Source organism: Methylophaga thiooxydans DMS010 (genome assembly GCF_000156355.1).
GTDB classification, from domain to species: Bacteria; Pseudomonadota; Gammaproteobacteria; order Nitrosococcales; family Methylophagaceae; genus Methylophaga; species Methylophaga thiooxydans.
On the sequence record NZ_GG657899.1, the window covers coordinates 476,585 to 499,492 of the forward strand.

The 22,908-nt window shown below is 45.5% G+C and carries 19 protein-coding genes and 1 tRNA gene; 17 read left to right on the forward strand and 3 right to left on the reverse strand.

Annotated features, from left to right (window positions below):
* Positions 1-313: 313 nt before the first annotated feature.
* The 10 genes from MDMS009_RS11155 to MDMS009_RS11200 all read left to right on the forward strand — a co-directional run bounded on the left by MDMS009_RS11155 (position 314) and on the right by MDMS009_RS11200 (position 13,154).
* Positions 314-1,048 carry a GntR family transcriptional regulator gene (locus MDMS009_RS11155; protein ID WP_036312961.1) on the forward strand — a complete coding sequence of 245 codons (735 nt, stop codon included), beginning with the start codon at positions 314-316 and terminating at the stop codon, positions 1,046-1,048.
* Between the two features lie 3 nt (positions 1,049-1,051).
* Entirely contained in the window at positions 1,052-2,287 is a 1,236-nt protein-coding gene (locus tag MDMS009_RS11160) for a malic enzyme-like NAD(P)-binding protein (RefSeq protein ID WP_008291596.1), read from the forward strand.
* A 44-nt stretch (positions 2,288-2,331) separates the two neighbouring features.
* Complete coding sequence (locus MDMS009_RS11165; RefSeq protein ID WP_081443622.1) at positions 2,332-3,489, forward strand: HpcH/HpaI aldolase/citrate lyase family protein; 1,158 nt, start codon at positions 2,332-2,334, stop codon at positions 3,487-3,489.
* A complete protein-coding gene (locus MDMS009_RS11170) occupies positions 3,486-5,120 on the forward strand; it encodes an acyl-CoA synthetase (protein ID WP_008291378.1) in 1,635 nt (544 codons plus the stop codon). Before MDMS009_RS11165 ends, MDMS009_RS11170 begins: the two co-directional genes overlap by 4 nt.
* A gap of 44 nt (positions 5,121-5,164) precedes the next feature.
* Complete coding sequence (locus MDMS009_RS11175) at positions 5,165-6,055, forward strand: pyruvate, water dikinase regulatory protein (protein WP_008291266.1); 891 nt, start codon at positions 5,165-5,167, stop codon at positions 6,053-6,055.
* A gap of 8 nt (positions 6,056-6,063) precedes the next feature.
* A complete protein-coding gene (ppsA, locus tag MDMS009_RS11180; protein ID WP_043888224.1) occupies positions 6,064-8,436 on the forward strand; it encodes a phosphoenolpyruvate synthase in 2,373 nt (790 codons plus the stop codon).
* Between the two features lie 101 nt (positions 8,437-8,537).
* Positions 8,538-8,614 (forward strand) — tRNA-Pro (locus MDMS009_RS11185).
* A 561-nt stretch (positions 8,615-9,175) separates the two neighbouring features.
* On the forward strand, positions 9,176-10,558 hold the full coding sequence (locus MDMS009_RS11190) for an aminotransferase-like domain-containing protein (RefSeq protein WP_008291306.1): 1,383 nt from the start codon (positions 9,176-9,178) through the stop codon (positions 10,556-10,558).
* A gap of 36 nt (positions 10,559-10,594) precedes the next feature.
* Positions 10,595-12,016: a cytochrome c oxidase accessory protein CcoG gene (gene ccoG / locus MDMS009_RS11195; RefSeq protein WP_008291732.1), complete on the forward strand. Its 1,422-nt coding sequence runs from the start codon at positions 10,595-10,597 to the stop codon at positions 12,014-12,016.
* A 91-nt stretch (positions 12,017-12,107) separates the two neighbouring features.
* Positions 12,108-13,154, forward strand: a complete 1,047-nt coding sequence (locus MDMS009_RS11200; RefSeq protein ID WP_008291392.1) for an NADP(H)-dependent aldo-keto reductase — start codon at positions 12,108-12,110, stop codon at positions 13,152-13,154.
* 217 nt (positions 13,155-13,371) lie between these two features.
* Here the strand turns inward: MDMS009_RS11200 and MDMS009_RS11205 are convergent, their stop codons facing one another.
* Entirely contained in the window at positions 13,372-13,971 is a 600-nt protein-coding gene (locus MDMS009_RS11205) for a MarR family winged helix-turn-helix transcriptional regulator (protein WP_008291647.1), read from the reverse strand.
* Positions 13,964-14,398 carry a chemotaxis protein CheW gene (locus MDMS009_RS11210; RefSeq protein WP_008291326.1) on the reverse strand — a complete coding sequence of 145 codons (435 nt, stop codon included), beginning with the start codon at positions 14,396-14,398 and terminating at the stop codon, positions 13,964-13,966. The genes MDMS009_RS11205 and MDMS009_RS11210 overlap by 8 nt, the downstream gene beginning before the upstream one ends.
* Before the next feature lie 198 nt (positions 14,399-14,596).
* On the opposite strand from MDMS009_RS11210, the gene ectA reads away from it, so the two are divergent.
* The 7 genes from ectA (at position 14,597) to MDMS009_RS11245 (ending at position 22,260) form a co-directional block, all read left to right on the forward strand.
* The gene (ectA, locus tag MDMS009_RS11215) at positions 14,597-15,106 is read left to right on the forward strand and encodes a diaminobutyrate acetyltransferase (protein ID WP_008291259.1); all 510 of its coding nucleotides are present in this window, start codon (positions 14,597-14,599) and stop codon (positions 15,104-15,106) included.
* Positions 15,107-15,157: 51 nt separating this feature from the next.
* Positions 15,158-16,492, forward strand: a complete 1,335-nt coding sequence (gene ectB, locus MDMS009_RS11220; protein ID WP_008291572.1) for a diaminobutyrate--2-oxoglutarate transaminase — start codon at positions 15,158-15,160, stop codon at positions 16,490-16,492.
* Positions 16,493-16,581: 89 nt separating this feature from the next.
* Complete coding sequence (locus MDMS009_RS11225) at positions 16,582-16,986, forward strand: ectoine synthase (protein ID WP_008291583.1); 405 nt, start codon at positions 16,582-16,584, stop codon at positions 16,984-16,986.
* Positions 16,987-17,131: 145 nt separating this feature from the next.
* Entirely contained in the window at positions 17,132-18,574 is a 1,443-nt protein-coding gene (locus MDMS009_RS11230) for an aspartate kinase (RefSeq protein ID WP_008291361.1), read from the forward strand.
* Positions 18,559-19,434 (forward strand): TPR end-of-group domain-containing protein, encoded by an 876-nt coding sequence (locus tag MDMS009_RS11235; protein ID WP_008291693.1) that lies wholly within the window; start codon positions 18,559-18,561, stop codon positions 19,432-19,434. The genes MDMS009_RS11230 and MDMS009_RS11235 overlap by 16 nt, the downstream gene beginning before the upstream one ends.
* Before the next feature lie 39 nt (positions 19,435-19,473).
* Positions 19,474-20,892: a sodium/proline symporter gene (locus MDMS009_RS11240; protein WP_008291397.1), complete on the forward strand. Its 1,419-nt coding sequence runs from the start codon at positions 19,474-19,476 to the stop codon at positions 20,890-20,892.
* A 6-nt stretch (positions 20,893-20,898) separates the two neighbouring features.
* A complete protein-coding gene (locus tag MDMS009_RS11245) occupies positions 20,899-22,260 on the forward strand; it encodes an alanine/glycine:cation symporter family protein (RefSeq protein WP_008291455.1) in 1,362 nt (453 codons plus the stop codon).
* 2 nt (positions 22,261-22,262) lie between these two features.
* Here the strand turns inward: MDMS009_RS11245 and MDMS009_RS11250 are convergent, their stop codons facing one another.
* Positions 22,263-22,796, reverse strand: coding sequence for a chalcone isomerase family protein (locus MDMS009_RS11250; protein WP_154647025.1), 534 nt, complete (start codon positions 22,794-22,796; stop codon positions 22,263-22,265).
* Positions 22,797-22,908 lie beyond the last annotated feature (112 nt).

The following is a 22,908-nucleotide window of genomic DNA, read 5'->3' on the forward strand; positions in this document are numbered from 1 at the left end:
CGGCTCCTCATCTTTTTATCAGTGTTAGCGCACTGACCTTGATTAGATTCTATGCCACTCCTTTTTAAAGTGTCAATATTTATCTTATGTCTTATATAAGATATAAAACACTGGACATCTTTTTTTAACTGGTATAGATTAGATATCACAGTGTTTTCAGTTATATAGAAAAATATTTAGAACGAGCTGAAAACAAGAGAGAAGAAGAAAAAGTTAGGTTTTACTTGTTATAAGTATTGAATTTTATATGTCTTATATAAGAGTGGTTTGGTAGGCTATGCACATAGAAACTGAATTATTAACAGGAAATAAGATGAGTAAAACTGTATCGGCACCCGTATTCAAACCGCTTTATGAGCAAATAAAGGTGTTTCTGACGCAAAGCCTGATTGCTGGTGAATGGAAGCCGGGCGAGAGTATCCCCAGTGAAATGGAGCTAGCAGCTCGTTTTAATGTGAGTCAGGGGACTGTGCGCAAAGCGATTGATGCATTAGCGATGGAAAATATTTTAATTCGTCGCCAAGGGAAGGGCACGTTTGTCGCCACGCATAAAGAAGAGCAGAGTAAATTACGATTCTTACGCCTGAACTCTCAAGACGGTCATAAAGAAAAGTTAGAAAATACGATGCTCGATTGTAAGCGTCTAAAAGCCAGTGCCGAGATCAGCCAGTTGACGGGTTTGAAAAACGGTACAGCAGTGATCGAGATAAAACGCTTACTCACCTTCTCCAAACAACCCAAAATCCTTGATTACATCATCGTGCAGTCAAAATTTTTCCGTGGTCTTACTGCGCCGAAGATCAGCGAACACAACGGCTCTCTCTACAGTATGTATGAAACCTTATATGGCATTCCTATGGTGCGAGCTGAAGAGAAACTAACTGCGGTATCTGCTTCGCCCGAACAAGCCGCGTTGTTGAATGTAAAACCAGGCTTTCCATTGCTGCGCATAGAGCGCGTGGCTTATACCTATGGTGATAAACCCATGGAATGGCGTGTTGGTCTTTGCGTGACCGACAATCATCATTATCTGAACGAATTGGAGTAACCCATGAATGACAAGCAGCCGACATTAAAACAACAAGCGCTTGATTATCACGAGTTTCCTCGTCCCGGTAAGCTCAGTGTTGAATCAAGTAAGCCATGTTTTACTGCGGCTGAATTGTCATTAGCTTATACGCCGGGTGTTGCGGAGCCTGTACGCGAAATTGACCGCGATCCGGAGACGGCATATCGCTATACCAATAAAGGCAATCTGGTGGCGGTTATTACAGATGGAACTGCTGTTCTGGGCTTGGGTAATGTCGGCGCGTTAGCGAGTAAGCCGGTCATGGAAGGTAAAGCTGTGTTATTTAAACGCTTTGCTGATATTGATGTGTTTGATATTGAAGTGACAGCGCCGAGCGTTGAGAGCTTTATCGAAACGGTGGTCAATATTGCACCGACATTTGGCGGCATAAACCTTGAGGATATTGCTGCTCCCCATTGTTTTCGGATTGAACGTGAACTGCGTGAGCGACTCTCTATTCCTGTGTTTCATGATGATCAACACGGCACCGCTGTGGTCATCTGTGCTGCATTAATCAATGCCTTGGAATTACAAAATAAGCGACTAGCGAGAGCTAAAATCGTCTTTCTGGGCGCTGGTGCTGCCGGTATGGCGACGGCGCGTTTATTGAAAGCGATGGGTGCAACTGACATCACCATGGTGAATAAAGCCGGTGTATTGCATAAGCAACGTGACGATATTAATGAGGACATGCAGGACTTGGTACGTGAAACGGCTGATAGAACTCTGGCCGATGCGATGGATAATGCCGATGTTTTTATCGGTGTTTCTGCGGCCAATGCCTTACCCGCTGAGTTACTAATGAAGATGGCTGCGAATCCGGTGGTGTTTGCGTTGGCGAATCCGGATCCTGAAATCTTGCCATCAGTTGCAACCCAGCTGCGTGATGACTTAGTGATGGCAACCGGTCGCTCTGACTTTCCAAATCAGGTCAATAATGCCCTCTGCTTTCCCTATTTATTTCGTGGCGCTTTAGATGCTAAAGCACCGCAAGTAAGTCAAACCATGCAAATCGCAGCAGCACACGCACTGGCAGAGCTGGCCCGAGAGCCTGTACCCAGCTCAGTGATGGAAGCCTACGATGTCACTGAAATGCAGTTTGGTAAAGACTACATCATTCCTAAACCGTTCGATCCCCGTTTACTTAAACACGTTTCTGATGCTGTATTTCAAGCGAGTTTAGCGGAACAAGCTGAGCAAGATAAAAAGTTAGGTTAGAGGCCGAGTAGGAATAGCGTTAGTAACATGAAAAGGGGAAAGTGATGGAATATCCCAACAATCAGTATGCCGAACCTTATGCCGATGTCGATTTCTGTCGGGTCTTTAATAGCAGTGTGTTAGGTGATTTCTGGCCGGGCATTCAGTTGTATTACCCACCAGTGAAATATGCTCCTTCGCTGGGTATTTATGAAGATCTGGAAGCCGCATCATCACGCATGAAAAAACATGCTTATGAAACGCATGCGCATACGCTTATTTTTGACTTGGAAGATGGCTGTCGACAGAAAGAAATGAGTCGAACCTTACTTCGACAAGAGCTGCATGGCTTACGCCAACATAATAAAAACGTCACGATTGCAGTACGCGTAAATCCATTCCGTACTTACGAATATGAACAGGATATGGACCTGGTAAGGGATATGGGGGACTGCATTGATGTGGTGATGCTGGCAAAAGCCGGCGAAGCCTATGGCGCAGCTGAGGTACGCGACTTATCGAATTTGTTGGTCAGCATCAATGACAAGATCACGATTCAGCCTATTATTGAGCATCCTAAATCCCTCAAAATTGCACCAGAATTAATGCAATACAACACGGTCAAGCACGTGGTATTTGGCATTCATGACTTTTCAAAAGCGATGGGGATTCACATTACGCCTGAGCATTGGACTGATGAGCTGAAACACTTTCTTTACCAGATCATGTTCGAAGCGCGTATCGCGGGTAAAGGCGTTATTGGTGGTGTGGAAACCTTGATCGGCTCATCAAGTATGCCGGAAAAGTTTGTTGAACCGAATGATGTTCGCCGTTGGCTGGATCTGCATGGTGAAGATGAATCACGCATTGTCTATAAACACGCCTGCGAAGAAACCGCGATGGGCTTGACCGGTAAACAGGTTATCCACCCCGGCCATATTCATTTATGCAAAGTGGCATATACCCCGTCACCAACAGAAATCAATCAAAAGATCAGCATTCTCAAAGCCGCCATTGAGGCGGATGCTTTGTTGGGTGGTGCCATCAAGTTTGAAGGTGAAATGCTTGATCCACCGATGTTTGGTAAAGCGTTACAAACCCTACTCAGAGCCAATGCACTGAGAGCCTTGGACGATGATGATCGCAACTTTGCGATGAAAGTGCTGCGACTGATGCCTACCCAAGTTATTCGTGAGAACTGGCCATATGGAGCCATTTTATGAAAAACCTACCAGCTTTCCCTCAATGGCACTGGCAAGTGCCAACGCACTTTAATATTGGTGTGGCGTGTACCGATAGTCACTTGGGTACGCTTACCGGTAAAAATACCGCGATGATCGTTGAAGACGATGAATTGGGTACCGATGAAATCAGCTTTGCTCAACTGTCTCGACGTACCAATCAGTTTGCTCAAGTGTTGAGAAATGCCGGTATTGAATCTGGTGATCGGGTGTTGATTCGGCTGCCAAATAGTCTGGATTATCCCACTGCATTTCTGGGGGCAATGAAACTGGGCGCTATTTCGGTTCCCACATCAACATTACTTACCGTTGAAGAAGTACTGTATTTGGTGAAAGATTCTGCTGCAGAAGTACTGGTGGTGGATAAGCGTTTTTGGCAGCAATTGAAAACAGAGATTAGTGACTGCGAAAAAATAAAATTGGTGTTGTTGTCAGGGCTGGGAGATGTCGATAACGATGTGGCAGGAATCACTGTTTCAGATTTAGCCAACAGCGTTGACCAGATTGACACCTGGTTGCCGCCCAAACAAACCTTGGCTGATGATCCAGCCTATCTTGTTTATACCTCGGGTACGACGGGATATCCCAAAGGTGTGTTACATGCACACAGAGCGATGATAGGTCGCACACCGGCATCGACTTACTGGTTTGATTTTTCTGAGGATAAGCAAGACCGGATTCTGCATTCTGGTAAATTTAACTGGACTTATGTTTTAGGCTCGGGGCTGATGGATCCGCTCTATCTGGGGAAAACGGTCATCGTCCATGAGGGTAAGAACGACGCCACTTTGTGGCCACGTTTAATAGCCAAACACAACGCAACCATCTTTATTGGTGTTCCCACTATATATAGACAGGTCCTACAAAAAACCGATTTTTCTAAAAAGGATGTGCCTAGCTTACGGCATTGTATGAGCGCGGGAGAACATTTATCAGATGAAGTGCTGACGCAGTGGCGACAGCGTTTTACTGTAGATATTTACGAAGCCGTGGGTATGTCTGAGTTTTCCTACTATTTATGTGAAACCAAAAGGCGACCTATCAGACCCGGCTCGGCGGGCTTCCCTCAACCAGGCCATGATATCCAGCTTTTGGAGCCGGACTCATTAAAACCTGTGCCAGTCGGAGAGGAGGGCATGATTTGTGTTCCCGATGACGATCCGGGGCTGTTTATCGAGTACTGGAATCTGCCTGAGGAAACCGCCAAATTGAAACGCAATGGCTGGTTTTTAACCGGGGACTATGCTCGTTACGATAAGGATGGTTATCTTTGGTTTTTAGGCCGCAAAGATGACATTATCAAGAGCTTTGGCTACCGTGTTTCACCCTATGAAATCGAGCGAGTGTTTAAATCGCATGATGCTGTAGCCGATTGTGCTGCTGTCGGTGAAGAAATCGATAAAGATAAAATTCTGGTTGTGGCTTATGTCATTTTGCAAGATGGGAAAACAATCACAGCAGATGAGTTGCAGCAATTTGGTAAGCAACATTTGGCGGCATATAAATCGCCCAAAGTGATCTACATTGCTAACGATTTTCCACGCACCAAAAATGGCAAGATTTTACGGCGAGAGGTGAGTCCGAATATTGCGATAGAACGATCAAACTCATAAAATTTATGTTGATCATTGACGGCTTTTCAGGACATGATTAGCCCATGACGCAACATGAAAATAAGAAATCCGAGCAGATCCGAAAAGTATTTTTTGTCTCTGATCGCACAGGGCTGACAGCGGAGTCGTATGGGAAGTGTCTTCTCGCGCAATTTCCCGATCTTGAGTTTGAAACGATAACACTCGCCTTTGTCGATACTACAGAAAAAGCATTACATGCGCGTGAACAAATTAATCACACCAGTCTGGAGTCAAACCTAAAGCCTGTCGTGTTCAGCACTCTGGTCAATGATGACGAACAATACATCATTGAAAGTGCCAATGCCTGCGTAATCAGCCTCTTCCACAGCTTTATAGGCTCCCTTGAGAGCTTTTTTGGTGTAGAATCCTCGCACAAACAAGGGGTGTCTCGTATTTCGTTCAGTGATACGACGTACCAGAGACGCCTTGATGCGATTGATTTTGCTTTGACTCATGATGATGGTGTTCGTCCCGATCACTACGATGATGCAGAGGTCATTTTGGCCGGTGTATCACGCTGTGGTAAGACACCAACCAGTTTATATCTGGCGATGAACTTTTCGTTGAAAGTGGCTAATTATCCACTGACACCGGAAGATTTGGTGTCTGAAACATTACCTAAATGTTTAACAGACAATTTAGAAAAATTGGTGGGTTTGACAATAAAGCCCGTCCCCTTGAGTCGTATTCGCAGACAGCGCCGACCTGATAGTGACTATTCATCACTTGAAATATGTCAGTCAGAGCTGGAGCAAGCTAAATCAATGTTTGAGAAAGCTGGAATTACGGTATTTGATACCACCGATACGTCGATTGAAGAAATATCGAGTCGGGTTGTGCGTACGCTGGGTCTTGCTCGTGAGCGTGTTCGTGAGTCCACTTTAATATTTAATAAATTTATAAAAGCAAGGTAGTAATAACTATGTCGGAATATGTTATCTCTCTGGATGAGCTGTGCATGGAAGATGTCCCCAGAGTCGGTGGCAAAAACGCCTCTTTAGGTGAAATGCTACAAAATCTGGCGCCTTTGGGTGTAGCTGTCCCTAGCGGCTTTGCCACAACTTCAGATGCCTACAGAGAGTTCCTAGCGCACGACGGTTTGCAGGATAAAATTAACGAAAGGTTACGTGAGCTTGATGTCGATGACGTGACTGAACTGCAAAAAACAGGTCAGGAAATCCGTGATTGGATTATGACTATCCCGTATCCAGAAGCGATGGAAAAAGCGATCGATGAAGCTTACACCGCGCTTGAAAAAGAATACGGTCCAGAAACCACCTATGCAGTGCGTTCATCAGCAACGGCAGAAGATTTACCAGATGCGTCATTTGCTGGTCAGCAGGAAACATTCCTCAATGTTTCAGGCCTTGCCAATATCAAAAAACAAATTCGTGAAGTGTTTGCGTCATTATTTAATGACCGTGCCATTGCCTATCGTGATCATCAGGGTTTTGATCATAGTGAAGTCGCGTTGTCAGCGGGCGTACAGAAAATGGTACGTTCAGATATCGCCTGTGCCGGTGTTGCCTTCTCATTGGATACAGAAAGCGGTTTCCGCGACGTCGTATTTGTAACGGGTAGTTACGGTTTGGGTGAAATGGTTGTGCAAGGCGCGGTCAACCCTGACGAATTCTACGTTCACAAAAAAACATTAGCAGATGGCCGTCCAGCCGTATTGCGTCGCACTGTCGGCCAAAAAGCGATCAAGATGGTTTACTCGGGCGAAGCTTCTAACCCAGTTAAAACTATCGATGTTGACGAAGAGCAGCGCTTATTTTTCTGCATGAGCGATGAAGAAGTCGAAGCCTTGTCTAAAATGGTCGTGACTATTGAAGAACACTACGGTCGTCCAATGGATGTCGAGTGGGCAAAAGATGGTAATGATGGCCGTATCTACATTGTTCAGGCGCGTCCTGAAACCGTACAAAGCCGCACTAAGAAAAACGTGCGTGAATCTTTCGTACTCAACCAACAAGGTGACTTGCTGGCAGTAGGGCGTGCAATCGGCAGCAAAATTGGCCAAGGTAAAGTGCGCTTACTCAATAGCCTGGATCAAATGGATAAATTTGAAGCCGGTGACGTATTGCTAACAGATATGACGGATCCTGATTGGGAACCGATTATGAAACGCGCCTCGGCGATTATCACTAACCGTGGTGGTCGTACCTGTCATGCTGCGATTATCGCTCGTGAATTAGGTATTCCGGCTGTTGTTGGCTGTGGTGATGCAACAGAGAAAGTGGCTGAGGGTTCTAACGTTACCGTTTCTTGTGCAGAAGGTGACGAAGGTAATATCTATGCTGGTTTGTTAGAGTTCGATCACCGCGTTGAAGAACTCGATAACATGCCAGAGTTACCCGTCAAAATCATGATGAATGTGGGTAACCCGGATCGTGCATTTAGCTTTGCGCAGCTACCTAACAAAGGTGTCGGTCTGGCGCGTCTGGAATTTATCATCAACAACATGATCGGTATTCATCCAAAAGCACTGATGAACGCTGATAAAATGGAAGGTGACGTCAAACAAGCGATTAAAGAACGTACTACAGCGTATGGCGATCCCGTTGAATTTTATATCAGCCGTATTGCGGAAGGTGTTTCAACAATCGCCGCCGCGTTCTACCCGGAAACGGTTATCGTGCGCATGTCAGACTTTAAATCAAACGAGTACGCCAACCTGATCGGTGGCCCATTGTTTGAACCCCATGAAGAAAACCCGATGATTGGTTTCCGTGGTGCATCACGTTACAGCTCAGAAGATTTTGCAGATTGCTTTAAGTTAGAAGTAGAAGCGATGAAGCGAGTTCGTGATGAGATGGGGCTGACCAACGTTGAATTGATGATTCCATTTGTTCGTACCACGACTGAAGCTGAATCTGTTGTCAGATTGATGAAAGAGAACGGCTTGGAACGTGGTAAAAACGGTCTGCGTTTGATCATGATGTGTGAACTGCCATCCAATGCGGTATTGGCGAAAGAATTCCTCGAATATTTCGATGGCTTTTCTATCGGTTCAAACGATATGACTCAGCTAACGCTGGGGCTGGATCGTGACTCAGCGCTGGTTGCAGAATCATTTGATGAACGTAACCCCGCGGTATTGGCTATGTTGGATATGGCCATTACAGCATGTCGTGATGCCGGTAAATATGTGGGTATTTGCGGCCAAGGGCCATCAGATCATCCCGATCTGGCTGAGTGGTTGTTACAACGTGGTATCAGCAGTATCTCGCTCAACCCAGATACTGTTGTCAGCACATGGCAATCGCTGTCTGAGATGGACGCATCAAAATAAAAACAATATCGCTCATTTAGCAGGAACCTCTCTATTCTTTAGTATTGGTTCCTGCTAATATGTCGCCCTCGTTGGCGATATTCCAACCAGTTTTAATCAGTCGGGGCATGGCGCAGCCTGGTAGCGCACTTGCATGGGGTGCAAGGGGTCGAAGGTTCAAATCCTTCTGTCCCGACCAATTATTCTGCTTTTTGATTTACGCTAATAATTTCACAGAAATTTCTCGTTTAAATTATTAAGCTTGAGCTGAACTATATGATTCATGGTTCACTCCACCCTAAACCAGCTCATTCCCGGTGAGCTGGTTTTTTTATTCTATTTAGTCACATCCCAAGTCATTCAACCTTTCGCATTGTTCTCAGTTGCACTTTATAAATCACTAAACAATGATTGAGTAATTATTCCAATGGATAGCTGCTATCTGCATGGAGTCATACATTGTGCTGGCGGTCATTGACCTGTTCGTCAGCATCTATCTGCGCGAATCCTCTTAGTTGAGGAGGAAAGGATGGCACTTTGGTGTCATCCTTTTTTTATGTCTTCAAGTAATAGCCATACAATGCGGTTTTTGTGTCTTGATGTTAGCGCAATATAATGATGTGTGACTGTGCTTATGAATATAAAAACAAAAAGTTAGTTGGTGTCATGCCGTTTGTGTGGAGCGAGATAAATTATCACTTGTGATGACCCTAAGACCCTGATAGTTTGTATGTATATATAACGCATACAAGAACTAATTATGGCTCTATGGCAACCACATCTACATGACGAAGCAAGCAGAAAGTACCTTGGCATCGTTCAGGCGTTGGAGTCTGATATATATGCTGGCCGCGTTAAACCTGGTGACCGTTTACCATCCCAACGGGCTATTGCTGAGGCGTTGCGGGTTGATCTGACAACAGTGACTCGAGCTTTTAATGAGGCTCGTCGACGCGGTTTAGTTGAGGGCAATAAAGGTCGCGGCAGTTTTATTCGTGGTGCGGTTGAGAAAAAGCTAATTTCAGATAAACAGGCTTTGTTGGATTTAAGTATGAATAATCCACCCCAACCTGTTTCAGCCAATCTTCAGCAGCGGATCCCCGAGGGCATCGCCGGACTCATTGCGGATCAACGCCGTATGCTTCAATTGCATTATCAAGACAGTGCGGGTAACCCCGTTGACCGTGAAGCGGCTGCACATTGGTTGCAGGCAAAAGTAGTCAACATCCATGCTGATCGTGTTCTGATCACTGGTGGCGCACAAAGTGCCTTGTATGCCATTTGTCATCACTTGCTAAAACAAGGTGAATACTTAGCAACAGCTGAATACACCTACCCGGGTTTGAATGCCGTTTCGCAACAATTAGGCTGTCAACTACAAGCGATTGCTACGGATGAGCAGGGGATTATTCCTGATGCGTTCGAGCAAAGTTGTCAAAAAAAATCGATAAAGGCTTTATATGTCATCCCAGCTTTGGATAACCCAACGACCGCTACGATTCCGCTAGCGAGAAGGAAGAAAATCGTTGAGATTGCCAGACGCTATAAGGTGGCGATTATTGAAGATGATCCTTATTCAACGCTACAAACGAAGCCGATTGAGGCATTTGCCTCGCTGTTACCTGAACTGACGTGGCACATTGCAACACTCTCAAAGTGTGCAACCCCAGCCCTCAGGGTGGCTTTCATCATTACTCCCAATGCTGATGATATTGAAAAACTTGCAGACGTCATTCGTGCGACGCAGTTGATGGCACCGCCATTAATGTGTGCCTTAGTGACCCGCTGGATTTACGACGGCACGCTAGATGATATTGCACAGGCTATTCGTCAGGAAAATAATGCAAGGCAACAGCTTGCTGCGACGATATTGAAGGACTGGACTTATCAGGCGGATCCCGATGGTCACCATTTATGGTTGGCATTACCGAATAATTGGCTGGCAGCCGACTTTGCTTCTCATGCGGAGAAGATGGGGGTCACGATTGTGCCTAGCAGCAGCTTTGCCATTACAAATAAACCAATCGATGCTGTTAGAGTCTCATTAGGGCTCGCTACAGACTTAGATTCGCTTACCGAGGCGCTGACGATTTTGACACGATTACTTTCACAAACGCAGCGTTTAACCAGAGCGGTGGTTTAAAAATGATTGATATTAAAGAATGTAAGCAGGTAACTTATGGCTCTTAATGATATGCATGACGTCCAAGACGTCTCACAAATTTACGACGAAGTCTCCGACTGGCACATTAATGCGGGTGGCGAAAAGGTCGTAGCCAAGCGTCTGAAAGGCCGCTTTAGGAATCTGAAATGGCTTGGCATGTCGATTTGGTCGATCTTCTTTATCGGTCCTTATCTGCGTTGGGATGGCCAGCAAGCCATCTTGTTTGATATTCCCAATCGCCAATTCAACCTGTTCGAACTCACCGTCTTTCCCCAAGACATCTGGATGCTATCGTTAACACTGCTGTTTTTTGCTATCTTACTGGCCGCGGTGACCAGTGTCGCCGGACGCGTGTTTTGTGGCTACTTTTGCTTCCAGACCGTCTGGACCGATATCTACACCTATATTGAAACCAGGTTTGAAGGCGACACCCCGCAAAAAGCCCATAAATTCAAACAAGCCCCGTGGAGTATCGACAAACTCTGGCGTGTTAGTGCCAAACATAGCCTATGGATAGCCATCGCCTTACTCACCGGTATCTCCTTTGCTGCCTGGTTTACCGACGCCTTCGCACTGTGGGGTGACATCTTCACCTTACAAGCCCCGTTGCCTGTATGGATATCCATGGCCACCTTTGGCATATTCACCTATGTCTTTGCCGGCTTTATGCGTGAACAAGTCTGCTTCTGGCTATGCCCTTATGCTCGTCTGCAAGGCGTCATGTATGACCAGGACACCGTCTTACCCGCCTATGATGCTGAACGTGGCGAACCTCGCGGTAAACTCAAAAAAGGCCAGGTGGATACCAGCAAAGGCAGCTGCATTGACTGCAAAGTCTGCGTGGCTGTCTGTCCGACCGGTATAGATATCCGTAAAGGCCAACAAGAAGGCTGTATTACCTGTGGCATGTGTATTGATGCCTGTGACAGCATCATGGACAAAACCGACCAGCCACGCGGACTTATCCGTTATGCCTCGTATAAGGAACTGCACCACGATGCCAACGTCTTACCCTTATACAAACGGCCGCGCGTGATTATTTACAGCGTTATCTTACTCACCGCCTTGGCTGGGATAATGTATGGTTTTGCCACCCTGTCACCGACCGAATTTAAAGTTATCCATAACCGTCAGCCATTGTTCGTTAAACTCAGTGATGGGTCGATACAAAACAAATACACGCTGAAGCTACTGAATAAAACCCAGCAAGCGATAGAAGTGCGTTATCAGTTGAGTGGTCTTGAGGGCGCGACCTTGCATGGAATGAATGACCAAATCACCGTGGAACCGGGTAAAGTCGTGCCGTTGACGGCGTTGGTACGCGTTCATGCAGAGGATATTAACAAAGCCTTAACGTCGATTGAGTTCAAGGCGAATGTGATCAATAACCCGGAGATCTCCACTGTCTATGAAAGTATCTTTATGGGGCCTAAGTAAATCAGGATTGCACCGTCAAACAGACTATTGTTAAGTTAATAGCCCCGCTCTGATACAGAGCGGGGCTTTTTTTATATAAGGCACAGGGTTTATGCAATACAACACGTTGGGGAAAAGCGATTTGCGGGTCAGTCGAATTTGTCTGGGTACCATGACGTATGGTGAACAAAACACCGAGCAGGAAGGTCATCAGCAATTAGATTTTGCGGTTGATCAAGGGGTGAATTTTATTGATACGGCTGAGCTCTATGCCATTCCTCCAAAAGCAGAAACCTACGGCGCTACTGAATCAGTGATTGGAAGCTGGCTGACAAAACGGGGGCGACGTGATGATATTGTGCTGGCCAGTAAAATCGCTGGCCCCGGCCCAGATTGGGTTGCTCATATCCGAGGCGGACAAACACGTTTTGATGCAAAAACAATCCAACAGGCTTTGGATGCGAGCCTTAAGAGATTACAGACTGATTACCTCGACCTATATCAACTTCACTGGCCAGAGCGTGAAACAAATTATTTTGGTCAGTTAGGCTATGAGGCAGATCCTAACGAAGCCGATCTGACACCTATTCATGAAACGCTCAAAGCATTGGAGCAACAGGTCAATGCAGGAAAAATTCGCTATATCGGCCTGTCTAATGAAACGCCCTGGGGCATAATGCAGTTTCTTAACGCTGCCAAAAGTTACAACTTGCCGTCTATTGTGAGTGTTCAAAACCCGTACAGTTTGCTTAATCGTAGTTATGAAGTCGGGTGTGCTGAAATAAGTCATAGAGAAAATATTGGCTTGCTGGCTTATTCACCACTTGGGTTTGGCGTATTAACAGGAAAGTACTTAAATAATGCTGAACCGGCAGGGGCGAGAATTACGCGTTGGCCCCATTACAAGCGTTACAGTAATGAACAAGCGGTTGCAGCAACAACAGCCTATGTTGAATTAGCCCAACAGCAGCAACTTGATCCCGCACAAATGGCATTAGCTTTTGTTAATACCAGACCTTTTCTGGCTGCTAACATTATTGGTGCCACGAGTCTGGCACAGCTAAAAACGAACATAGCCAGTATTGAGCTAGAATTGAGTGATGAGGTGCTGTCGGGCATAGCTGATATTCATCAACGCTATGCCAATCCTGCACCATGATAGCCTCTGAAAGGGGAGGGCTAACACCCTTGAGTTACCTTAAGACATTTCCACTGGATACATTTAAAATTCGATAAGCCGTTTGTTGATGAAATTTTGCTCTGAATAGTCAAGATGCGACTAATGCACAAACGATAGTGCAATTAGCCGAAAACCTTGATTTAAGAAACATTGCTGAAGGCGTCGAAACACAAGAACAAGCTAAAATGTTGAGTTGCTAACGTTTCTTTTTGTCTTCTTCAAATGCGTGTGGCTTTTCGATGACGGTATCTTGTCTGTCCAGTACACCAATATCCAGCACCGGGGCAGCATCAATATGTTGTGCATCCATCATTTGTGCCACGCGCTTTAATGACGAAATGATCATGGTTTGTTCCCACTCCTGCAGATCACCAAACTGACGGGTAAACTGTTCTTGCAGTGGGATCGGTGCGTTTTTCAGAATTTCCATCGCCGCATCAGTGAGAAATGCGTGAACCTTTCTCTTATCTGTTTCTGAACGTTGGCGATAAACAAGCTGACGCTTTTCCAGCCGGTCAAGAATCGTTGTCACCGTTGCTTGGCTGAGACTAAGTTCTTGCGCCAATTCACCAATAGTAATCTGGCCTTTATCACGTAAAATTTGCAGTAACAAAATTTGTGGTGCGGTGAGGCTGGTTGTTTTAGCCAAGTATTTAGAGTGCAGGTCGGTGGCTCTAATCACGCGTCGTAGCGCGATTAACACTTCTTCAATATGGTTCAATAGCTGATCCTTCTGAGCGTCGTTTAGGTTCAGATTATAAACCGCGTCTAAATTTAAACCGATAGTTTTACTCATAATTTTCCAATTCTTTAACGCAACGATCAAAGTCGGTCAGGATCAACAACTGTTGTTGGTCGTTAATCGTCGCTTTGACGGGGCTGTAATCACTCGATGCTTGTGTTAGTTCCATCTCTTCTTTGTTCAGTAATTTGATCTTGTCTACTTCATCGACACTAATACCAAATAAGCCAACAACAGTTTCCACGATGATGATGTGCTCACTTGCTGCATAACGAGTCATGCCCAATAAGTGTCGGCATGAAGCGATGGTGACGATCTCGCCTCTGATGTTCAGCACCCCCTCAATACAAGCCAATGAACCGGGTACGGGGACGGGCTTTATATAGCTGAGAATCTCTCTGACTTGATGCGCAGGGTGAGCATACATTTCGTTTTCAACCTGAAAACAAAGCCATTGTTCTCTGTGTAATTGTTCTGACATCTATGCAACTTAGGATGGTGAACGGAGACTGGACTTTATATTTATTTAGTGTACTATATATTTAGACGTCTAAACAAATCAAGCATTAAATTAGATAATTAACTGAAAAACAACGTGAATTATTGAATTAACTGCTGTTATTCGTCAACAATCCAAATTTAATTAATTAGACATATAAATAATAGAGCTATTTATAATATGAACCTTGCACAAGCCGATGCTGCCCCGATTATTCTGCGGGCACCCACAGCAGAAGATGGCGCAGCAGTGTACGAACTAATCGCCCAATGCCCGCCGTTGGATACCAACTCTATGTACTGCAATTTGCTTCAAAGCAGTCATTTCTCAGATACCTCGGTAGCCGCCGAGTTGGATGAAGACATTGTCGGATTCATATCCGGTTATGTATTACCCAAGCAGCCTGATACCTTATTTATATGGCAGGTCGCAGTAGGAGAGAAAGCGCGCGGGCAAGGCCTTGCAAGTCGCATGCTTCGTGACATTTTGCAGCGCCCAGCGTGTCAGCAAGTAAAGTATATTGAAACGACCATCACCCCCGATAATCGAGCGTCATGGGCGTTATTTGAGAGCCTGGCGAATAAATTGAGTGCCCAATTGAATCACTCAGTCATGTTTGATCGTCAGCAACATTTTGCCGGCCAGCACGAAACGGAAATGCTGGTCAAAATCGGTCCTATCAACAGTTAGTTCACACACTAACTCGAACCGAATAAACATTTATCAGGAGACACCAATACCATGAAAATTTTTGAGGAAATTGAATCGGAAGTACGCTCATATGCGCGCTCATTTCCCCGTATCTTTAACCGTGCTAAAGATGAGCACGTCTACGATGAGGAAGGTAACGTCTATCTTGACTTTCTAGCCGGCGCCGGTTCGCTCAACTATGGTCACAATAACGAGCTATTCAAAAAAGAACTGCTTAAATATATTGAAGATGATGGTATTACACAGGGCTTAGACCTGCACACTCGTGCTAAAGGTGAGTTTCTGGAAAGCTTCAACGAATATATTCTGAAGCCACGTGATTTGGATTACATTGTGATGTTTACTGGTCCTACTGGAACCAACGCAGTAGAAGCAGCGCTAAAAACAGCACGTAAATACACCGGACGTGAGAATGTGATTTCGTTCACCAACGGCTGGCATGGTCAAACCTTGGGTTCATTGGCGATTACCGGTAATGGTCATCACCGTGGTGGTGCAGGTGTGAGCCTGAGTGGTGCTACCCGCATGCCTTACGATGGTTACTTAGGTGATGAAGTGGACACCACTAATTACCTAGACAAGGTACTGTCAGATTCAAGCAGTGGTGTTGATAAACCCGCAGCTGTGATTGTTGAAACTGTACAGGGTGAAGGTGGTATTAACGCCTGCTCTATGACATGGCTCAAGAGCTTGTCTGATGTGTGCAAAAAACACGACGTGTTACTGATCATCGATGATATACAAGCTGGTTGTGGTCGTACCGGTACCTTCTTTAGCTTTGAAGAAGCTGGTATTTACCCAGATATCGTTACCGTTTCTAAATCTTTAAGTGGTTACGGTCTACCTTTTGCCATCCTGTTGATGAAACCGGAATTGGATCAATGGAAGCCGGGTGAACATAACGGTACTTTCCGTGGTAACAATCCTGCCTTTATCACGGCTAAGGCAGCGATCGACAACTATTGGAAAGATGATAAGTTTGCCAAAGAAGTACAAGCCAAAGGCGATTATATTGCCCAACGTGTCGACAAAATTGTCGAAAAATATGGTGAAGGTAACTTTAACTCGCATGGTCGCGGTATGTTCCGTGGTATCAACTGTGTAAGCGGTGATATTGCAGGAAAAATTACGCACAATGCGTTCACAAAAGGGTTGATTATCGAAACCAGTGGTACCGAAGACCACGTTGTTAAGTTCTTGTGTCCATTGACCATTACACAAGAAAACCTGGAAAAAGGTATCAACATTCTGGAAGAGTCGATCAAAGAAGTCTGTGCTAAAGCAGGCGATATTCCGGAAGAAAAAGATTACTTTGAAGGCGACTATTCGGTCAGCGACGAAGTTGACAAAATGGCGCGTCCATAACAGTCAAGTCACAAACAATCGGCAGTGACTATCTGCCGATTGTTTTACTTCACCCCAATCTTTATCAGTTTTAGAATAGAGGAATTACAATGATCGTCAGACAACTTCAGGAAGCAGAACAAACCGACCGTAAGATTTATGATCCTAACGGTAACTGGGATAGCACCCGCCTGCTGCTGAAAGACGACAATATGGGATATTCATTCCATGTCACAACGATTTACGAAGGTGCAGATTTCCGTATGCACTATCAGAATCATTTGGAATCAGTTTATTGCATCAGTGGTGAAGGTGAAATTGAATCACTTGAAGACGGTAAAAAATATTCCATTACACCAGGCACTTTATATAACTTGGACAAGCATGATCGTCACATGCTGCGTGCGTTTAAAGAGTTAAAGCTGGCGTGTGTTTTCAACCCACCTTTGCATGGTACGGAAGTACATAACAAAGATGGTTCTTACGAGTTAGAAGCTGACACCATCAGCAGTTAAACAAGTTAAGGTCTATCCCAGGCGCTTTAATGCGCTCTGGGATTTTGGCCACAGGGTCGAGCCCTGTTTTCGTCGACTGCAGAAACGTGGTCGAATTGGTTGCCCAAACTGCAACCCCTAAAAAAGGATATACAGAGACAATACAATGAGTTTTCATACGGTAGAAAAAATCGGCGGCACGTCTATGAGCGACTACGTCGCAGTCCGCGATAATATCATTCTGAAACCCGTTCATAACGACTCGCTCTACAATCGCATATTTGTCGTGTCTGCTTACGGCGGCATTACAGATATGTTGCTTGAACACAAAAAGACAGGCCAGCCTGGCGTGTTTGGTCTTTTTGCCAGTGGTCATGAAGATGATAGCTGGAAAGATGCCCTGCACGAATTAAAGCAAAAAATCTTTGATATCAACAAAACCTTTTACACCAAAAAGGAAAATCTAGAACGCGCTAATAACTTCATTGGTGAGCGACTGGATGACGCAGAACGTTGTCTGACTGATTTGCAGCGACTCTGCCAACACGGTCACTTTGAGTTAGATATGCACTTGGAAACGGTGCGTGAAATGCTGGCCTGTATTGGTGAAGCACACAGCGCCTGGAACACAACACAGTTATTGCAGCGTGATGGCATCAATGCCTGCTTTGTCGATTTGACAGGGTGGAAAACGGATAACCATTTGCCGTTGGATGAGCGCATCGAATATGCATTCCGTGAGATTGATCTCGACAAACAGTTACCTATCTGTACCGGTTATGCACATAGTGATGATGGCTTAATGTCGATGTTTGATCGTGGCTATAGTGAAATGACCTTTAGTCGGATCGCTGTGCTGACAAAAGCAAACGAAGCAATCATTCATAAAGAATTTCATTTAAGCAGCGCCGATCCCCGTTTAGTAGGGGAAGATAATGCCGTGCCGATTGGTCGTACTAACTACGATGTTGCTGATCAACTGGCTAATTTGGGGATGGAAGCAATTCACCCGAAAGCGGCGAAAGGCATGCGTCGAAATGAGATTCCACTTCGCGTACGCAACACGTTTGAGCCGGAACACGCAGGTACACTCATCACCGGTGATTATGTCAGTACCGATCCTTGTGTTGAGATCATTGCGGGCTGTAAAGGCGTTTATGCCTTTGAGTTATTTGATCAGGACATGGCAGGCAACATCGATGAGTATGATCGTGAAATCCTAGCAACGATACGTCGCTTCAGAGCGCACATCGTATCCAAAGATATTAATGCCAATACGATCACACATTACCTGTCCACTAACTTGAAAACCATCAAGCGTATTCGTAATGCCTTGGAACAGAAATTTACCGATGCCGAAATTAATCAGCAGAAAGTTGCTATTGTTTCAGCTATCGGTAGTGATATGAAAATACCGGGCATTTTGGCAAAAACCGTGGGGGCATTGGCCAAGCAAAATATTAGTGTGTTGGCGATGCACCAATCTATGCGTCAAGTCGATATGCAATTCATCATCGATGAAAATGATTATGATGATGCAATAAAAAGTCTGCATAGTGTACTGGTCGAAATTCATGATCACGGTAAAGCCATATGTCTCGCTTCCTAGCATTAGTTATTATCTTTTTATTGCCGTTTCAGTTGCTTGCAGCTGAAACGAGTAATGAAGCGCAAATTAATCAAACACTGGAACAGTTAGAAAAACCGTTGTATACGCCGTTTATTGAGCGCTATGTGCTGGATGAACTCAAACAATTACGTACCGACATGGCGGCGCAGCGGGCTGAGTTAATTCAAATGTCTGTCGATAGAGAGTATTCAGCGGTGGATAAAGCGGTTACTTATGCAACCGACACCGTTACTTACTTTTTCTATTTAATCGCTGCCGCATCGTCGATTTTGGTGCTGGTAGGTTGGTCTTCAATCCGTGAAATTAAAGAACGTGTGCACACCTTAGCGGATCAGGAAATTAACAGTCTGGTAAGCGAGTATGAACAACGCTTACGTGCGATCGAACAGCAATTGAGCTTGGAAACACAGCAAATTGAAGAAAACCGCGAGAAGATTGAGCGCACACAAGAGGCTCAATCACTCTGGTTGCGTGCCGGACAAGAAACAAACCCGGCCAGTAAAATTGCGGTGTATGACCAAATCATGGCAATTAGGCCCTACGATGTTGAAGCCTTAACCTATAAGGCTGATGCCGTTCTAGAGCTGGATGAGCCGCAATGGGCTGCGAATCTGTGTCATCAAGCCTTAGAGTCTGATCCAGAAAATGGTCATGCTTTCTATCAACTGGCTTGTGCTCATACGGCAATGGAACAGTTTGATGAGGCCGTACACTTCTTACAAAAGGCAATCGGCCACAGTGATGCCTACCGTGACCAATGTGGGAATGATCCGGCATTAGCTGCATTGCAAAGTTATCCCGGACTGGAAGAGCTGCTTAAACCCAGCAGTGATAACTAAGTTTGTTTTCAGTACCGAGCGTCAAATAAGGAAATAATAATGGTCTGGAGCTTTCTTGGTTTTCTTGCGATCTTTGTCATTATCGGTGTGAGTTCGGTTTTACGAAGCCGTGGCACCAAGAAAGACTATTACCTAGCCAGCAGTGATATTTCGCCCGGTCTGGTGGGGCTATCGGCGGTAGCCACCAACAACAGTGGCTATATGTTTATCGGGGTGATTGGCTACACCTATGCTACGGGCCTTGCTGCTGTGTGGTTGATGGTGGCCTGGATTTTAGGTGACTTTATGGCGTCTACCTTTATTCATTCCCGTTTACGCAAAGCCACACAAGACACGGCAGAAGCCAGCTATGCCGGAGTGCTTAGTAACTGGTTCGGACAAAACGATAAAGCCCTCCAGCGTTTAATTGCGCTTATTTCCCTTATATTTTTGCTGGCGTATGCCGGTGCACAATTGGTTGCTGGCAGTAAGGCATTGCAGGTCTTATTGGATTGGCCTCACTACGCCGGTGCCCTGATGGGGGCGGTGATGGTGACCTTGTACTGCTTCGCAGGCGGGATTCGTGCCTCCATTTGGACGGATGCCGCGCAATCGGTAGTGATGATTGTGGCTATGGCTTTAATGTTGGTTGTTGCAACGATGTCGCTAGGCGGGTTGGATGGCGCAATCAGTCAAATGCGCGATGTTGATGGCTTTCTCAATCTATTTCCTGATGATCTTATTTTCCCTGGGCTCGCGGGTGGTGTGATGTTCGCCCTAGGCTGGATGTTTGCTGGCTTTTCTGTCATTGGACAACCGCACGTTATGGTTCGCTTTATGGCATTGAATAAAAGCGGTCGTATGCGACAGGCTCGCGTGTGGTATTACGTGTGGTTTGTCGCGTTTTATTGCATGGCAACGGGGGTTGGCATGTTGTCTCGTGTTTATCTTGGGGACCCATCCTCATTCGATGCTGAGCTAGCTTTGCCGACGATGGCGGTTGAATTACTACCACCGGTGTTAGTGGGCATGGTGCTGGCAGGAATTTTCGCTGCCACCATGTCGACAGCAGACTCGCTTGTCTTAAATTGTTCAGCAGCTGTCACACATGATCTCTTACCGCACGAAATCGAAAACACCCTAATTCTAAAACTCACCACTGTCGTTATTGTGTTTGTTGCATTGCTATGGGCGTTAACCAGCACGGAGAGCGTGTTCAGTTTGGTGATCTTTGCCTGGTCTGGCTTGGCGAGTGCTTTTGCACCCTTACTCATGGTGTTATCTCTGGGCTATAAACCCAGCCAGAAACTCAGCATTATTGCGATGTTGGCAGGGTTAGCCGTCGCTTTGGGCTGGCGCTTTGCTGGCTGGCATAATGCAGTCTATGAAGGCTTGCCTGGCATTGTTTCAGGCCTATTGCTGCTATTACTGACCATGTGGTGGCAACAAAGACAACGTGAACCTGCCACTGCTAGATAGATCTTGATGCAAGCCCAGATTGAGCATTTTTTGCAACAACTGGTCGGATTTTTATGGGGATTGCCTCTGGTCTTCTTGCTGGTCGGCGGTGGCCTGTTTTTTTTATTCTATTCCCGTCTTTTACCTTATCGTCACCTTGGACTCAGTATTGCACTGTTATTTCGGCATAAAGATAAGGATGATCCTGGCCAGCTATCCCATTTTCAAGCATTGAGTACCGCGCTTTCCGGAACACTCGGCATGGGCAATGTATCGGGTGTAGCCTTAGCTATTGCGATGGGGGGCCCGGGCGCCATTTTCTGGATGTGGGTGAGCGCGTTTCTCGGCATTGCCACGAAGTTTTACACTTGCACGTTGGCAGTGATGTACCGAGGCAGGGATAGTCGTGGCCAATGGCAAGGCGGTCCAATGTATGTGATTCGGGAAGGCATGACTCGCCGATGGCGGCCGTTTGCATATTTTTTCGCTGTTGCCGGCTTGTTGGGCACCATGCCTATCTTTCAGGTGAATCAGTTAGTGCAGGTAATACGCGATATTATTGCGATTCCAGCGGGAATGACAACTGAGGTCGATCATTTTCATTTCGACTTAGGTGTCGGCATTGTTTTAGCTGGTCTGGTGCTTGTTGTGGGCTTAGGTAAGTTACCTCGACTGGGTTTTGTTAGCGCCTGGCTGGTGCCAACAATGGTGCTGGCATACCTGCTACTAACATTCACGGTGATCATTCAACACATTGATGCTGTACCGGCAGCATTGCAGCTAATTATAGTTGATGCTTTTAGTGGTCAGGCTGTAGCAGGCGGTGTCGTTGGGGCTGTGATTGTGACTGGTATCCGACGTGCCGCCTTTTCAAATGAAGCTGGTATTGGCACAGAAGCGATGGCGCATGGTGCAGCCAAAACCAAAGAACCGGTACGCGAAGGTATGGTCGCGATGCTGGGGCCTGTGATTGATACTTTAATTGTCTGCACCTGCACCGCCTTAGTGATTCTTATCAGTGGTGTTTGGCAAAACACTGACTATGATGGCATTACACTCACGGCCGAAGCATTTAAATTGCTGTTTCCTCAGGGTAGTAGCTGGATATTAGTGCTAATTGTGGGGCTGTTGAGTATGAGTACCGTGTTTACATTCTGGTACTACGGCAGTAAATGTCTGGGCTTCTTGATTGGTGCCGAAAATCAGGACCGCTACATCTGGATTTATATTCTCTTAGTCGTATTGGGGGCAATTGCTTCTTTGCAGGTGGTTATGAGCTTGATTGATTCAATGTATGCACTGATGGCAATCCCGACCATGACAGCAGCGATATTGCTGGCACCGAAGGTTAATGCTGAGGCCCAACGTTATTTTAAACATTCAAGCTGAATCTATTCAGTTTGAAGCAGCGCCTGTTTCAGGTTTTGATTGAAAGGCTTAGCACCGAACCAGATCTGATAGTAATGCTTACCTAATAATTGAGACGTGCTATGGCTAAGCGGCGTGCCATTTTTTATCAAAAACAACCCTTGCTGATTCAATCTAATGTCATAACGATCACCTTCAACCACAGACTGGTATGATTGGTTAAACACGTTTAATTCGTTTTGGATTTCTGCATACTGACTAGCAGTGAGGTTTCGTTGCAACAGGGTCTCTGATGCTTCGACAAAGTCGTCCGCATCAAAATCACGATGGTAAATAAAGGAGAGCTGTAGGCTCGAAGTTAAGTTGGGTAATTTGCCACAATCTGATGTGAACAAAGCGGCTTGCCCGACATCAATGAACTTGAGTACCTTGATGGCCGTTTTGCTACATTGTTGTAACTGTTTTCCATCCATAGAAATAGATTCAGGAAAGCCTTCAGCAGAAGCTGAAAATGAGTAGCATGTTATGGCGATTAATAGGCTTAGTTGTTTTATCATCACGGCTCCAATTCGACCATTTGTGTTCGCTACATAGTGAATATGCAACACTGTGAAATTGCAGTGAAGTGTTGCTATAGCTTCTTTCACAACAAATTCACAATTTCCTGTC